At 72.2% G+C, this 15,523-nt stretch carries 8 protein-coding genes; 4 read left to right on the top strand and 4 right to left on the bottom strand.

Annotation, left to right across the window (positions count from 1 at the left end; all coding sequences use genetic code 11):
- Both AXW62_RS27925 and AXW62_RS27920 read right to left on the bottom strand, forming a co-directional pair.
- On the bottom strand, positions 1 to 5,502 hold a 5,502-nt coding region (locus AXW62_RS27925), incomplete at its 3' end, for a type I polyketide synthase (RefSeq protein ID WP_159060974.1).
- Positions 5,503 to 5,762: 260 nt separating this feature from the next.
- Positions 5,763 to 7,022, bottom strand: coding sequence for a WbqC family protein (locus tag AXW62_RS27920; RefSeq protein ID WP_079115832.1), 1,260 nt, complete (start codon positions 7,020 to 7,022; stop codon positions 5,763 to 5,765).
- Positions 7,023 to 7,175: 153 nt separating this feature from the next.
- Here AXW62_RS27920 and AXW62_RS27915 point away from each other — a divergent pair, with 153 nt between their 5' ends.
- From AXW62_RS27915 to AXW62_RS27900, 4 genes are read left to right on the top strand one after another with little or no spacing between them, the layout of a single operon-like run.
- Complete coding sequence (locus tag AXW62_RS27915) at positions 7,176 to 7,604, top strand: hypothetical protein (RefSeq protein ID WP_060946949.1); 429 nt, start codon at positions 7,176 to 7,178, stop codon at positions 7,602 to 7,604.
- Positions 7,601 to 7,825, top strand: coding sequence for a hypothetical protein (locus AXW62_RS27910; RefSeq protein ID WP_060946948.1), 225 nt, complete (start codon positions 7,601 to 7,603; stop codon positions 7,823 to 7,825). The genes AXW62_RS27915 and AXW62_RS27910 overlap by 4 nt, the downstream gene beginning before the upstream one ends.
- A 53-nt stretch (positions 7,826 to 7,878) precedes the next feature.
- Positions 7,879 to 9,000 carry an adenosylhomocysteinase gene (locus tag AXW62_RS27905; protein ID WP_060946947.1) on the top strand — a complete coding sequence of 374 codons (1,122 nt, stop codon included), beginning with the start codon at positions 7,879 to 7,881 and terminating at the stop codon, positions 8,998 to 9,000.
- On the top strand, positions 8,997 to 9,548 hold the full coding sequence (locus AXW62_RS27900) for an NUDIX hydrolase (RefSeq protein ID WP_306305076.1): 552 nt from the start codon (positions 8,997 to 8,999) through the stop codon (positions 9,546 to 9,548). The genes AXW62_RS27905 and AXW62_RS27900 overlap by 4 nt, the downstream gene beginning before the upstream one ends.
- Before the next feature lie 251 nt (positions 9,549 to 9,799).
- On the opposite strand, the gene AXW62_RS27895 is transcribed toward AXW62_RS27900, so the two are convergent.
- On the bottom strand, positions 9,800 to 14,806 hold the full coding sequence (locus AXW62_RS27895; RefSeq protein ID WP_060946946.1) for a type I polyketide synthase: 5,007 nt from the start codon (positions 14,804 to 14,806) through the stop codon (positions 9,800 to 9,802).
- A 64-nt stretch (positions 14,807 to 14,870) separates the two neighbouring features.
- Positions 14,871 to 15,523 (bottom strand): phosphopantetheine-binding protein (locus AXW62_RS46765; protein ID WP_289306027.1); only part of this gene is annotated, 653 nt, incomplete at its 5' end.

Raw genomic sequence — 15,523 nt, 5'->3', positions numbered from 1 at the left:
AGTGCCATCCGCACCCGCCGCGAACGCCTTGATCCGCCCATCCGCCGCAAGCCCACGCTGACGGCTGAAGTCCACGAACGAACCCGGCGTCGACATCACCGTCACACCACCGGCCAGCGCCAACGAGCACTCACCCGCCCGCAACGCCTGAATCGCCCAGTGCAACGCCACCAACGACGACGAACACGCCGTATCCACCGTCACCGCCGGACCCTCAAGCCCCAGCGCATACGCCACCCGGCCCGACATCACACTGGCCGCGTTCCCCGTCCCCATGAAGCCTTCCGAGCCGTCGGGGGCGGAGAGGATCACGGGCAGGTAGTCCTGGCCGTTGGTGCCGGCGAACACGCCGACCTGCTGACCGCGCAGCGTGGTCGGGTCGATGCCCGCGCGCTCGAACGCCTCCCAGGAGGTCTCCAGCAGCAGCCGCTGCTGCGGGTCCATCGCCAGCGCCTCACGCGGCGAGATCCCGAAGAAGGCCGCGTCGAAGTCCCCGGCGTCCGCCAGGAATCCGCCCTCGCGGACGTAGCTGGTGTGCTCGGCCGCGCCCTCCGGGTCGTAGAGCGCCTCCAGGTCCCAGCCACGGTCGGCCGGGAAGCCCGTCACCGCGTCCTGACCGGACACCAGCAGCCGCCACAGCTCCTCCGGCGAGTCCACCCCGCCCGGGAAGCGGCAGCTCATCCCCACGATCGCGATCGGGTCGTCGTCCAGGGCGACGCCCACCGAGGAGGCGCCGGTCACCGTGGGGCGGGAGCCGATGAGTTCGGTCTGGAGGTGATCGGCGAGGGCGATCGGGGTCGGGTAGTCGAAGATGATGGTGGCGGGCAGTTTGAGCCCGGTGAGCGTGGCGAGCAGGTTGCGGATCTCGACGGCGGTCAGCGAGTCGAAGCCGAGGTCGCGGAAGGCGCGGGTGGGCTCCACCGACTCCGGCCCGGGGTGGCCGAGGACGACGGCCACCTGGGTGCGCACGAAGTCCAGGGTGATCTGGTCGCGTTCCTCGTCGGTCCCGGCGTCGGTGAGCCGCTGGGCCAGCGACGTCGGCTGGCCGGGGATGGCGGGGCCGCCGGAGGCGGTGCGTGCCGCCTCGATCGCGCGCCGGGCCTCGGCGAGGTCGGCGAGCAGCGGGTTCGGGCGGTGGCCGGAGAGGCCGGGCGCGAAGCGGTCCCATTCGATGTCGACCACGAGGGAGAAGGTCTCGTCGAGGTCGAGCGCGGCCCCGAGGGCGGCGGTCGCCGGTTCGGGGGCGAGGGCGGGCAGCCCGGACTGCCGGAGCCGTTCGGCCACCAGTTCGTCGGTGGCCATGCCGCTGTCGGCCCAGGCGCCCCAGGCCATCGAGGTGGCGGGCAGGCCCTCGGCGCGGCGCTGTTCGGCGAGCGCGTCGAGGTAGGCGTTGGCGGCCACGTAGTTGGCCTGTCCGGCGGCGCCGAAGGTGGCGGCCATGGAGGAGAAGAGCACGAACGCGGACAGGTCGCGTCCGCGGGTGAGTTCGTGCAGGTGGCGGGCGGCGTCGGCCTTGGCTCTCAGCACCTCGGCCATCCGCTGCGGGGTCTGGGCGTCGAGCACCCCGTCGTCCAGCACTCCGGCGGCGTGGACGACCGTGGTCAGCGGCAGCTCCGCCGGTACGGTCGCCAGCAGCCCGGCGAGGGCGTCGCGGTCGGCGACGTCGCAGGCGGCGATGGTCACCTGGGCGCCGAGGGCGGTGAGTTCGTCCCGGAGCGCGGCGGCGCCGGGGGCGTCGGGGCCGCGGCGCCCGGCGAGCAGGATGTGCTGGGCGCCGTGGGCCACGAGCCAGCGGGCGACGTGTCCGCCGAGGGCGCCGGTGCCGCCGGTGATGAGGGCGGTGCCGTGGGTGGTCCAGCCGTCGCCGGTGGTCTCGTGGCGCGGGGCGCGGGCCAGCCGGCGGACGTGGATGCCCTGCGGGCGGATGGCGAGGTGGTCCTCGCCGCTGATGCCCTCGGGTCCGGCGAGGATGTCGGCGAGCCGGCCGAGGGCGCGGTCGTCGGCGGTCTCGGGCAGGTCGATCAGACCGCCCCAGCGCTCGGGGTGTTCCAGGGCGGCGGTGCGGCCCAGGCCCCAGATCTGGGCCTGGTCGGGGCTGGTGAGCCGGTCGGAGCGGCCGACGGAGACCGCGCCGCGGGTGGCGGCCCACAGCGGGGCGTCGATCCCGGCGTCGCCGAGGGCCTGGACGAGGGCGAGGGTGCCCGCGAGTCCGGCGCTGAGGGAGGGGTGCCGCTGGTGCCGGCGCTCGTCCAGGCCGAGCAGGGAGAGCACCCCGTCGACGCGTGGCGCCCGGCCGTTCTCCGGTGCGGTCTCCGGCGCCGTGTGCGGGCGCAGGGCGGTGCGGATGCGCTCGGCGAGGGCGGTGCGGTCGGCGGTGGTGCCGTCGACGGTGACCTGGTGGACGGTGACGCCGCGGTCGGCCAGCAGCCGCGGCGGCTCCGCCACCCAGGGGTGGTCGGCGTGTCCTTCCGGGGTGACCACGAGCCAGGTGCCGGTGAGCGGCTTGGCCTGGGCCTGCGGCAGCGGTGTCCAGGTGATGCGGTAGCGCCAGCCGTCGACGGTGGTGTCGACGTGGCTGCGGCGACGCCACGCGGACAGGATGGGCAGCACCTCGCTGAGCGGCCGGTCGCCGTCGAGGCCGAGGGTTTCGACCAGGGCGGGCAGGTCCTCGCTGTGTACGACCTCCCAGAACCGGGCGTCGGCCAGGGCCGGTGCGGCGGCTTCGGCGGCGGCGGAGTCGGCGCCGTACGAGAAGGGGTTGGCGGGCCAGTAGCGCTGCCGCTGGAAGGCGTAGGTGGGCAGCTCGACGCGGCGGGCGCCGGTGCCCGCGTAGTAGGTGTGCCAGTCCACGGGCACGCCGCGGACGTGGGCCTGGGCGAGCGCGTGGGTCAGGGTGCGGGCCTCGGGGCGGCCGGAGCGCAGGGCGGGCAGGAACGCGTACGCGCGGTTCTTCCCGCCGGGCACGCACTCCTGGGCCATGGCGGAGAGCACCCCGTCGGGGCCGAGTTCCACGAAGGTGGTGACGCCGTGGTCGGCCAGCCGGCGGACGCCGTCGAGGAAGCGGACGGCCTCCCGGACGTGGCGGACCCAGAACTCGGGCGTGGTGATCTCGTCGGCGCTCACCAGGGTGCCGGTGAGGTTGGAGACGATCGGGATCTTCGGAGCCTCGTAGGTCAGCCGCTGGGCGACCTGACGGAAGTTCTCCAGCATCCCGTCCATGTGCGGGGAGTGGAAGGCGTGGCTGACGGTGAGCCGCTTGGTCTTGCGGCCCCGCGCCTCGAACGACGCGGCGATCTCCAGCGCCGCGTCCTCGTCACCGGCGATGACCACCGAGGTGGGCCCGTTGAGGGCGGCGATCGACACCCGCTCGGTCAGCAGCGGCGCCACCTCCTCCTCCGACGCCTGCACCGCGATCATCGCGCCGCCGGCGGGGAGTTGCTGCATCAGCTGGCTGCGCGCGGCCACCAGGGCACAGGCGTGGGTGAGCGAGAGCACCCCGGCGACGTGGGCGGCGGTGAGCTCGCCGATGGAGTGGCCGGAGAGGAAGTCGGGGCGCAGCCCCCACGACTCCACGAGGCGGAAGAGGGCGACCTCGACGGCGAACAGCGCGGGCTGGGTGTAGCCGGTCCGGTCGAGCGTGGCGGCGTCGTCGCCGAACAGCACGTCCTTCAGGGGCCGGTCGAGGAAGCGGTCGAGTTGGGCGCAGACGGCGTCCAGCGCCTCGGCGAACACCGGGTAGGTCTCGTACAGCTCACGGCCCATGCCGAGCCGCTGGCTGCCCTGTCCGGTGAAGAGGAACGCGACCTTGCCCTCGGTGGCCGGGCCCTCGGTCACCTCGGGGTGGTGGCGGCCTTCGGCGAGCGCGTCGAGGCCCGCGAGGAGTTCGTCCCGGTCGGCCGCGACGACCGCGGCACGGCGGTCGAGGGCGGCGCGGGTGACGGCCTGGGAGTAGCCGATGTCGGCGAGGCGGTGTCCGGGGTGGGCGGCCAGGTGGGTCCGGAGGCGGAGGGCCTGGGCGCGCAGCGCGTCCTGGTTCTTGCCGGACAGCACGACCGGGGTGAGGTGGGGGTCCGCCCGCTCGGGCTCCGGTTCGGCGGGGGTGGCGGGGGCCGGGGCCTCCTCCAGGATGGTGTGCACGTTGGTGCCGCTCATGCCGAACGACGAGACGCCCGCGCGGCGCGGGGTGATGCGCTCGGGGTCTCCCGGCCACGGGGTGGCGGTGGTGAGCAGTTCGACGTCCCCGGCCGTCCAGTCCACGTGCGGGGTGGGCTCGGTGAGGTGGAGGGTCTTGGGCAGCACGCCGTGCCGCATGGCCATGACCATCTTGATGACGCCGCCGACACCGGCGCCCGCCTGGGCGTGGCCGATGTTGGACTTGATGGAGCCGATGAGCAGCGGTTTGCCCTCGGGCCGGTCCTGGCCGTAGGTGGCCAGCAGCGCCTGTGCCTCGATGGGGTCGCCGAGGGCGGTGCCGGTGCCGTGGGCCTCGACGGCGTCGACCTGGTCGGGGGTGAGCTGGGCGTTGGCCAGCGCCTGGAGGATGACCCGCTGCTGCGAGGGCCCGTTGGGCGAGGTGAGGCCGTTGCTGGCGCCGTCCTGGTTGACGGCGGAGCCGCGCACCACGGCGAGGACCGGGTGGCCCTTGCGCTGGGCGTCCGACAGCCGCTCGACCAGCAGCATGCCGACGCCCTCGCCCAGGCAGAAGCCGTCGGCCTCCGGGGCGAAGGGCTTGGACCGGCCGTCGAGGGCCAGTCCGCGCATCTTGCTGTAGTCGACGAAGACGCCGGGCGCGCACATCAGGGTCGCGCCGCCGGCGAGGGCGAGCGAGCATTCGCCGTTGCGCAGCGCCTGGACGGCGAGGTGGAGCGCCACCAGCGAGGAGGAGCAGGCGGTGTCGACGGTGACGGCCGGGCCCTCGAAACCGAAGGTGTAGGAAAGGCGGCCGGAGGCGACACTCGCGGCGTTACCGGTGCCGAAGTAGCCCTCGAAGTTCTCGTTGGAGCTGAGGATCGCGCCCAGGTAATCGTGATTGCTGGTGCCGACGAAGACGCCGATCTGCCGGCCGCGCACCGAGACCGGGTCGATTCCGGCCCGTTCGAACGCCTCCCAGGACGTCTCCAGCAGCATGCGCTGCTGGGGGTCCATACCGAGTGCTTCGCGCGGGCTGATGCCGAACAGCGACGGGTCGAAATCGGCTATCCCGTCGACGAATCCGCCTTCGTGCACATAGCTGGTGCCGGGGTGGTCCGGGTCCGGGTGGTACATCGTGTCGACATTCCACCCGCGGTCCAGCGGGAACTCGCTGACCGCGTCGACGCCCTCGCTGACGATGCGCCACAGGTCCTCGGGCGAGGTCACGCCCCCCGGGTAACGGCAGCCGATCCCCACGATGGCGATGGGGTCGTGGTTCTTCGCCTCGGCCTCTTGCAGGCGGAGGCGAGTCTGATGCAGATCCGCCGTTACCAGCTTGAGGTAGTCCCGCAGCGTCTCTTCATTCGCCATTTACGCAATCCATTTACGGCAGACGGCATCGGAAATGCTCCACAGATCCTCAACAGGGGAGCCGGTAACCAACAACCAAATCAGTCGACTTCTCGCTGAGAGGCTATGTGCGAACTAACCCTCACAACAACCCCTAGATGCCCCCTATGACCCCCTGGCGACCCAAGGAGCAATAGGGGGCAACCGGTATTCGGTAACTCTATTGAAGGGTGGAGAAAATCCTGTCCGACATCGGATACGACGTCAATAGCGAGATTTTGTCAATGCTCCAGATGTAGATCGTGATCAGGCGTCGTGAGACGCTGCCGTTCATGATCGCCAAGCTGGAGGCGGGCGGCCACGGTCTGCGGACCGAGTGCCGCCAGAGCCCACAGGGCACTGATCCGGCGGCTGGAGGACCAGATGCCGGTCGTCGGCGGCCGGAACAGGGCTACGGCGATGTCCTGGGCCGCGAACAGGGTTTGGTCGAGATAGGTCATGCCGCCGGTCCCGCACAGATACGCGCGGGCGCCAGTCGCGGCGGCCAGGTCGGCGAGCCTCTGGGATCGGCCCGGACGGGCGGGCAGGGCACTGCTGGTGAGGACGTGGCCTTGCCAGCCGACCAGGTCCAGCAAGACGCGGGTGGAGGTCTCGGCGACCGTCGCGGTCCGCCCGGTGTCGAAGGCGTCCAGCACGGGGGCCAGGGACCGGGCGAGGGCGAGTTTCTGGTGGGCGACTGACCAGTCGTCCACTTCGCCCAGGTCCTCGAAGTCGCGGGTCGCGGCCAGCATGACGCGGACGGCACAGTCGTGGTTGCCGTCCTTACTCAGCGCGGTTCCCACCCACAGCCGGGCCCTGGCCCGATCGCGGCGGGAGAGCCGGTCGTCGACGGCGAGGGTTTCGTACTGGCGGGCGGCGATCTCCAGCTTGTCGGACATCTCCGCGACCACGGCCAGGGACAGGTCAAGCTGAGCGACACGGCGGGGGGTGTCAAGCTGGGTGAAGACCTGGCGGGCCCCGGCATAGGAGTGCTGGGCCGAGAGCGGGCCGAGCACGGCGCCCTGGTCGCGTCTGAGGTCGCCGAGCAGGGTGGTGGACCGGGCGAACAGATACAGGCCCTTGTCGTCCAGCTCCAGCGGCCGGAATCGCCCGAGCCGGCGACCCAGCAGTTTGTCGGCGAAGGCGAAGCTCTGACGGGACAGAGCGATCACGACCCGGTCCAGGTCGTCGGCCCATGCTTCGTACTCCCAGGCCCGGGGCCCGGGGGCGGTGACGCGTCGTCCGGCGTTCGTGACGGTGCCGGCCATCTCCGACAGGAGCGTCTCGAAGCGCAGGTGGACGGAGGGGTCCGCGCGGCCGAGGGCCGTGTCGAGGATGGCCTGGGTGTCGGGTCTGGGCTCGGTGTCGGCGCGCTTGCTCTCCCACTTGGAGACGGTCGCGACGGCCACGCCAAGGTGCTCGGCGAAGGCCCGCACGCTCAGTCGCAGAGCAAGCCGCAGGGCCCTGGCCTCCAAGCCGGTCCAGTGGTGCACGGTCGCCACGCGTCGCCCCCTTCCACCGGTCATCGAAGCAGATGCGTGCAGGCGGCGGGACGAAAGTGGAACGGAAGTAGCACGGCCGGTGATTGGCCGGGAGTTCGGCATCGACCACGCTCAAGGGCGTCACCACTTGTCGACCTTTTGGAGGGCCCCAGCATGGCACCCCTTACGGAGCATCGCCTGGTCAGCGGCCCGGTCGTTTACGGCTTTCTGCGGCTGGTGCGGGTCTCCCCGGCCCGGCAGGAGGCACTGACCGCCTCGCTCGCCGAGTTCTGCCGCAGCCACGAACTGCAGCTGTCCGGTGTCCTCTCGGACCGCGAGGTGAATTCCGGGCCCGCCTCGGCGGCCTTCACCGGCCTACTGGACGTGCTGGCCATACCGGACGTCTACGGAGTGATCGCCCCTGCGATGTCGCACCTGGGCCCGAAGGCCATAGCCGCCGAGCGCCGCCGGCGCATCGAGGCGACCGGTTCGCGTCTGCTGCTCATCCGCCCGGCCCGCCCCAAACACCCATCGGTCTCCCGGAGCGGGCCGGCCCGCCGCCGCAGTCCCGCGACCACCCGCGTCCTGGACCCCGAGTCATGAAGACCACGATGACCGAATCGAACGAGCAGTTCTTCAAGGCCCGGCCCGAATTCATCGGAAGGCACGGGATTTCACGACCGCGACTCTGGCCGGGTGGGGCCTTCATGACCACGTCGAGGACATCTGTCTGTGCGTCTCCGAAGGCCGCCGAGGTCGACACATTCCTGGACACCGCCCTCGCGGCAGACCGACTGCTGTTCGGACGCGCCCACACCCGCTGAACCCCTGGAACTTCTCGCACGGCCCCCCGATGGACGGATGAGAGGGAACTGACATGGAAACCTTCGAACGCGCCAGACTGGACGCCTACTTCGCCCGGATCGCCGCACAGTTCACCCCGGCCGAGCAAACCGCGTCGTTCCTGGTCACGCACCTGCTGGCCGAACGACCCGCGTTCGTCCGCGCCGTCGCCGCGATGACCCGGCTTGCCGCGGTGCTGCCCAAGCCGAAGTCCATCCGCCCCGCCGCCCGGCGCGAGGTCGAGCAGACCCATATGGTCGATACCCTCACCCGTGACCTGTTCACCGACGAGACCACCGCGCTGGACTACCTCGAATCCCGGGCCGCCGACCAGACCGTCACGCTGCTGGACGTCGGCGGCTACTTCGCCCCCACCCTCACCACCATCCACAGCCGCTTCACCGGCCGACTCGCCGGGGTGATCGAGGACACCGAGAACGGCCACCGACGCTACGAGGACCTCGACAAACTGCCCTGTCCCGTCATCTCCGTCGCCCGGTCCCCGCTGAAGGACCCCGAGGACTTCCTCGTCGGCCAGTCCGTGGTCTTCTCCACCGAGGCCGTCATGCGCGACCGCGGCGACATCCTCCACGGACGCCCCGCCCTGGTGATCGGATTCGGCAAGCTCGGCAGCTCGATCGCCCGCCTCCTGCACGCCAAGGGAGTGCACGTCACCGTCTGCGACATCGACCCCGTCCGCCGCACCCAGGCCCTCTCCCAAGGCTTCACCGTCGCCCGCGACCGCGAAGCCGCCCTGACCGGAGCCGGGCTGGTGCTCTGCGCCACCGGCGCGATGTCCCTGCGCGGCGAGGACTTCTCCCACCTGCGCAACGGCGCCTACGTCGCCACCGTCACCTCCGGCGAGGACGAACTCGACCTCGCCGGACTCCCGGACGTCTACACCCGCACCCAAGTGGGTGATCACGTCACCCGCTACCAGACCACGGGTCACTACTTCTATCTGGTGAACGGCGGCAATGCCGTCAACTTCATCCACGGCGCCGGCGTTGGGCCATTCATCTTCCTGGTCCAGGCCGAGATCCTCGCCGCGATCAGGATGCTCACACGCGGCGACCTCGCCCCCGGTATCCATGAGGTCCCCGCACCCGACCGCGAAGCTATCGCGGCGACCTGGCTCTCCTACTTCAACAGGTGATCACCATTCCCATCACGGCAGACCACATCCGCACCACCATCGCCGCCTACCTCGACGAGCACCCAGAGGACAAGCGCGAACTCGGCGTCGTCCTCGGCCTCCTGGACGACGGCGACGACCTCACCAGCCGCAAGACCCTGCCCGGCCACGTCACCGCCGGCGCGATCCTCGTCGGCCCCGACGGCCGCATCCTGCACATTCTCCACAACGCGACCCAGAAGTGGCTGCTGCCTGGCGGCCATCTGGAGGCATCGGATCACACGCTCCTGCAGGCCGCCGGCCGCGAACTGACCGAGGAGACCGGCATCCCGTCCCACGTCGTCACCCCGCACGGCGAGGTCCCGCTCCACGTCGACATCCACCCCATCGACGCGAACCCCGCCAAGGACGAACCCGTCCACCAGCACTTCGACTTCCGCTTCCTCTTCCGCACCACCGCCGACATCGGCGAGCTGCAGACCGAAGAGGTCTCCGACGCCGCCTGGCGGGAGGTCGAGAGCCTCCACGATGAGCGCCTCAAGCAGCGCGTTGTCCAAGCACTCCGCTGAGCCACAACTGGCTGCCCCGCAATCGAATTCCTCACCGTGAGCGGGGCAGCCGCCCACCAGCCTTGGGCAGAACGTGCCTGACGTCCCAAACATCATTGCAGCGCGTCTGCCAGGGAAAAGGCTTGACAGCCACGCAGCCCACCGACTCGGCTGGCCCGATTGGCGCCGCCGTCAAGCCCGGTCCTCGCACCCGTCATTATCGACGACACGTCGCATCCCAGACGTGGGGATCACGATCTACAGCTGGAGTATCACGCCCTTCCGAGACCCTTGTTGATGAATGCGAACAGCTCTTCGTCACTGGCCGACTGGAGCTGGTCGGCGTCGACCGTGTCCTTCGCCGGGGCCTCCGGCGGCGCCGCCGCCGCGGGCTCGGCGGTGACCGCCGTGCCGTCCGATTCGTTCCACTTCGCCAGCAGCGACCGCAGCCGCATGGTGATCCGGGCCCGGGTGATGTTGTCGGGCGCGCTGCCGGTGAGCGCGGTCTCCAGCTTGTCCAGCTCCTCGAGCACCGCGGTGCCGCCGTCCGCCTCGCCGGGCGCGATCTCGGCCCGCAGATAGGCGGCCACCGCGGCCGGGGTCGGGTGGTCGAAGATCAGGGACGGGGGCAGCTTCAGCCCGCTCGCGGCCCCCAGCCGGTTGCGCAGTTCGACGGCGGTCAGCGAGTCGAAGCCCAGGTCCTTGAAGGCCCGGCCGGCCTCGATCGCCTGGGCCCCGGAGTGGCCCAGCACGGCGGCCACCGCGCCGCGCACCAGATCCAGCAGCACCCGCTCCCGCTCGGTCTCCGGCAGCGCCGCCAGCTGCCCGGCCAGGGCCGCCCCGGCGGCCGCCTCGTCCGCGGCGTCGGCCCGCGACTCCTCGATGACCTCGCGCGCATCGGGCAGGTCGTGCAGCAGCGGACGCGGCCGGTCTGCGGTGAAGGCGAGGGTGAAGCGCCGCCAGTCCATGTCGATGACGGTCAGCGCGGTCTCGTCCCGGTCCAGCGCGTGCTGGAGCGCGGCGGTGGCCGGTTCCGGCGCCATCTCGTTGATGCCGTGGCGGCGCATCCGGTCGCCGACGGCACCGTCCACGGTGGTGCCGTCGCCCCACGGGCCGAAGGTCAGCGTGGTGGCGGGCAGCCCGTCCGCGCGGCGCTGCTCGGCGAAGGCGTGCAGGAAGGCGTTGCCGGGCGCCTGGTTGCCCTGGCCGGGCGCGCCGAAGGTGGCGGAGAAGTGCGAGCAGAGCACGAACGCGGTCAGGTCCAGGTCCCGGGTCAGCTCGTGCAGATGGCGGGTGGCGTCCACCTTGAGCCGCAGCACCCGTTCGACCTGCCCGGGGGTCAGCCCCTCGATCACCCCGTCGTCGATGACCGCGGCGGTGTGCACGACGGCCGTCAGCGGCTGGTCGGCCGGGATCGCCGCGAGGGTCTCCGCGAGCGCGGCCCGGTCGGTCACATCGCAGGCGGCGAGGGTGACCTTGGCGCCCAGCCCGGTCAGTTCGGCCTCCAGCTCGGCCGCCCCGGGGGCGTCCGCGCCCCGGCGGCTCGCCAGCACCAGATGGGCCGCGCCGTTGCGCGCCAGCCACCGGGCGACCTGCCCGCCGAGCCGTCCCGTACCGCCGGTGACCAGCGTGGTGCCGGTCGGCCGCCAGGCCCGTACGGCGGAGGTGTCGGCCAGCGGGGCGCGCACCAGACGGGGCCCGAAGACGCCCGCGGCGCGGATCGCGGCCTGGTCGTCGTCGCCGTCGGAGGCGAGGAGGCCCACGAGCCGGGACAGCGCGCGCTCGTCGGGCTCCTCGGGCAGGTCGATCAGACCGCCCCAGCGGTCCAGGTGCTCCAGCGCGGCCACCCGGCCCAGGCCCCAGACCAGCGCCTGCTCGGGCGAGGCCGGCCGGTCCGAGCCGCCGACGGAGACCGCGCCGCGCGTCAGGCACCACAGCGGTGCGCCGATCCCGGCGTCGCCGAGGGCCTGGACCAGCGCGAGCTGGGCGGCCGTTCCGGCGGGCAGGGAGGGGTGTTCGGGGTGGGTGCCCGCGGCCGGGGCCAGCAGCGAGACCACTCCGGCGAACGGCGTGCCGCCGGCCTCGGCGAGCGCGGTGCGCAGCCGCTCGGCCAGCTCCTCGCGGCCGTCCGCCGCGGGGTCCACGGCGATCCGCCGCACCTCGGCGCCGCGTTCGGCCAGCACTCCGGCCACGGCGTCGGTCCAGGTGTCCTCGGTGCCCGGGGTGTCCCTGGTGCCCGGGGTGTCCCTGGTGCCCGGCACGACGACGAGCCAGCCGCCGGTCAGCCGCGCGGGCGGCTCCTCGGCGAGCGGCTTCCAGGCGACGCGGTAGCGCCAGCCGTCCACCACGGACCGCTCACGGGCCTGCTTGCGCCAGGACGCCAGGGCGGGCAGGACGGCGCTCATCGGCTGATCGCCGTCGACCGTCAGCTCGGCGGCCAGCGTCTGCCAGTCCTCGGCCTCCACCGCGGCCCAGAACTTCGCCTCCACGGCGTCGTGCCCGCTCTCCCCCGCCGCACGCGCGGGCGCGGCCTCGGGCCAGTAGCGCTGTCGCTGGAAGGCGTACGTGGGCAGCTCGACGCGCTTGGCGCCCGTACCCTCGAACACCGCCTGCCAGTCCACGGCCACACCGCGCGACCACGCCTCGCCGACGGACGCCCAGAAGCGGTCCAACCCGCCCTCGTCACGGCGCAGCGACCCGATCGCGGCGGCCTCCCGGCCCGCGTCCTCGGCCGTCTCCTGCACCCCCACCGTCAGGACAGGGTGCGCGCTGGACTCGATGAACACCCCGAAGCCCTCGTCCAGCAACCGCCGGACGGCACCCTCCAGCTCCACCGTGCGCCGCAGATTGGTGAACCAGTACGCGGCATCCAGCTCCGGACCCTCGACCCACTCCCCCGTGACAGTGGACAGGAACGGCACCTCGGCCACCCTCGGCTGCACCGGCGCCAGCAACTCCAGCAACTCCGCACGCAGCAACTCCACCTGCGCGGAATGCGAGGCATAGTCCACCGGCACCCGACGCGCCCGCACCCCATCCGCCTCACACGCCGCCACCAGCTCATCCAGCGCCCCCGGCTCACCCGAGACCACCACCGACGACGGCCCGTTGACCGCCGCCACCGAGATCCGCTCCTCACCCCACGCCGCGATCCGCTCCCGCACCTCCGCAACCGGCAGCGCCACCGACACCATGCCGCCCTTGCCCGCCAGCACCCGGCCAATGGCCTGGCTCCGCAACGCCACCACACGGGCGGCGTCCCGAAGCGACAGGATTCCCGCCACACACGCCGCCGCGATCTCACCCTGCGAATGCCCCACCACCGCCGCCGGAACCACACCCAGCGAACGCCACAACTCCGCCAACGACACCATCACCGCGAACAGCACCGGCTGCACCACATCCACCCGATCCAGCGACGGCGCACCCTCCGCACCCCGCAACACATCCACCAACGACCAGTCGGTGAACTCCGCCAACGCCGCCGCACACTCCTCCATCCGCGCGGCGAACACCGGCGAGGCGTCCATCAGCCCCACGCCCATCCGCACCCACTGCGACCCCTGCCCCGGAAAGACGAACGCCGTCTGTCCGGCCACCACGGTGCCCCGCTCCACACCGGCCGCGATGCCGCCGTCCGCCAGGGAGGCGAGCCCGGCCATCAGCTCCTCGCGGTCCCGGCCCTGGACCACGCCGCGGTGGTCCAGCGCGGAGCGGGTGGTGGCCAGCGACAGGCCGATGTCCACCGGGCGCAGCGCCGGTTCGTCGTGCAGCCGGTCCAGCAGTCGCCGCGCCTGGGCGCGCAGCGCCACCTCGCTCTTGCCGGAGAGCACCCACGGCACCACACCCGGCTGCTTGGACACCAGCTCGACCGGTCCCGGTTCCTCGGCGGGGGCCTGTTCGATGATGGTGTGCGCGTTGGTGCCGCTGAAGCCGAACGAGGAGATGCCCGCGCGGCGCGGGCGGCCGGTCTCCGGCCACGGCGTGGCCGACCTGACCAGCTCGACCTTCCCCGACGACCAGTCGATGTGCGGGGACGGCTCGGCGATGTGCAGGGACTCGGGCACCACGCCGTGCCGCATCGCCAGGACCATCTTCATCACGCCCGCGATGCCCGCGGCGCCCTGGGTGTGGCCGATGTTGGACTTCACCGACCCCAGCAGCAGGGGCAGTTCCGCGGGCCGGTCCTGACCGTAGGTGGCCAGCAGCGCCTGCGCCTCGATCGGGTCGCCCAGCGAGGTGCCGGTGCCATGGGCCTCGACGACGTCCACGTCGGCCGCCGACAGCCGGGCGTTGGCCAGCGCCTGCTGGATGACGCGCTGCTGGGACGGGCCGTTGGGCGCCGTCAGACCGTTGGACGCGCCGTCCTGGTTGACCGCCGAGCCGCGCACCACGGCCAGCACCTGGTGGCCCTGGCGACGGGCGTCCGAGAGCCGCTCCAGCAGCAGGACGCCCACGCCCTCGGCCGGGCCGAAGCCGTCGGCGTCCGCCGAGAACGCCTTGCAGCGGCCGTCGGAGGACAGTCCGCGCTGGCGGCTGAACTCGATGAACAGGCCGGGGGTGGACATCACGTGGACGCCGCCCGCCAGCGCGAGCGAGCATTCGCCCAGCCGCAGCGACTGGACGGCCAGGTGCAGCGCCACCAGCGACGCGGAGCAGGCCGTGTCCACGGTGACGGCCGGACCCTCCAGACCGAACACGTAGGACAGCCGGCCGGAGACGACGCTGGCGGCGTTGCCGGTGCCCAGGTGGCCGCCGAAGTCGTCCTCGGCGTCGAGCGCCACCGTCAGGTAGTCGGAGGCGTTCATCCCGGCGAAGACACCGGTCCGGCTGCCGCGCAGCGCCGCCGGGTCGATCCCGGCCCGCTCGAACGCCTCCCAGGAGGTCTCCAGCAGCAGCCGCTGCTGCGGGTCCATCGCCATGGCCTCGCGCGGCGAGATACCGAAGAACTCCGCGTCGAACCGGGTGGCGTCGCCGAGGAACCCGCCCTCGCGGGTGTAGGTGGTGTCCGGGGTGTCCGGGTCCGGGTCGAACAGGTTCGCCAGGTCCCAGCCGCGGTCGGCCGGGAACTCCGTCTGCGCCTCACCACCGGAGACCATGAGCTGCCACAGCTCCTCGGGGGTGCGGACACCTCCGGGGAAGCGGCAGCTCATGCCCACGATGGCGATCGGCTCATGGGTCTGGTCGTCGACTTCCTGCAACCGCCGGTGGGCGGCGGTGAGATCGGTGGTGACCTTCTTCAGATATTCGCGGAGCTTGGCTTCGTTCGCAGTCGCCATGGACGTTCACCTATTCGCAATGTTCTGGATCGTCGGGGGGTCCGGGTGGGGGTGCTGCCGCGCTTCAGCCGTTGCCGAACCTCTTGTCGATGAAGTCGAAGAGCTCGTCGTCACTGACCTCTTCGAACGCGTCCGCCCCGGCATCCGCCCCGGCGTCGTCCGCGGTGCGGCGCACATCGTTCCACTTCGCCAGCAGCGTCTGCAGGCGCACGGCGACGTTCGCGTGCGCGGCCTCGTCCTCCGTGACCGACGCCAGCTCCTCCGGCGTCAGCGAGGACAGGCTGTTCTCCAGCCGCTCCAGCTCCTCCAGTACGGACACTCCGGGGCCCTCGGCCTCCGGCGCCACTTCCTGGCGCAGGTGCCGGGCGAGTGCCACCGGGGTCGGGTAGTCGTAGACCAGCGTCGCCGTCAGCCGCAGCCCGGTGGCCGCGTTCAGCCGGTTGCGCAGTTCCACGGCGGTCAGCGAGTCGAAGCCCAGCTCCTTGAACGCCTGCTCGGCGCCCACCTGGTCCTTCGACGCGTAGCCCAGTACGGCGGCCACCTGGCGGCGGACCAGGTCCAGCACGGTCCGCTGCCGCTGGGCCTCCGACTGCCCGGCCAGCCGCTGGGCCAGGGTGCCGTCCCCGGTGTCCGCCGCGGCCTCCGTGCCGGCGGGGCCGCCCGTCGCGGCGCGGCGCACCGGTGTGCGCACCAGGCCCCGGTGGAGCGGCGGCAGCG

The sequence above is a fragment of the Streptomyces hygroscopicus subsp. hygroscopicus genome (assembly GCF_001553455.1).
GTDB lineage: Bacteria > Actinomycetota > Actinomycetes > Streptomycetales > Streptomycetaceae > Streptomyces > Streptomyces hygroscopicus.
The sequence above is the reverse complement of the archived record's forward strand: the minus strand, read 5'-3'. Positions and strand labels throughout refer to the sequence as shown.

Coding starts and splice junctions, on each gene's coding strand:
- AXW62_RS27895 (WP_060946946.1), bottom strand. CDS start 14,806: ATGGCGACTGCGAACGAAGCCAAGCTCCGCGAATATCTGAAGAAGGTC.
- AXW62_RS27910 (WP_060946948.1), top strand. CDS start 7,601: ATGAAGACCACGATGACCGAATCGAACGAGCAGTTCTTCAAGGCCCGG.
- AXW62_RS27915 (WP_060946949.1), top strand. CDS start 7,176: ATGGCACCCCTTACGGAGCATCGCCTGGTCAGCGGCCCGGTCGTTTAC.
- AXW62_RS27905 (WP_060946947.1), top strand. CDS start 7,879: ATGGAAACCTTCGAACGCGCCAGACTGGACGCCTACTTCGCCCGGATC.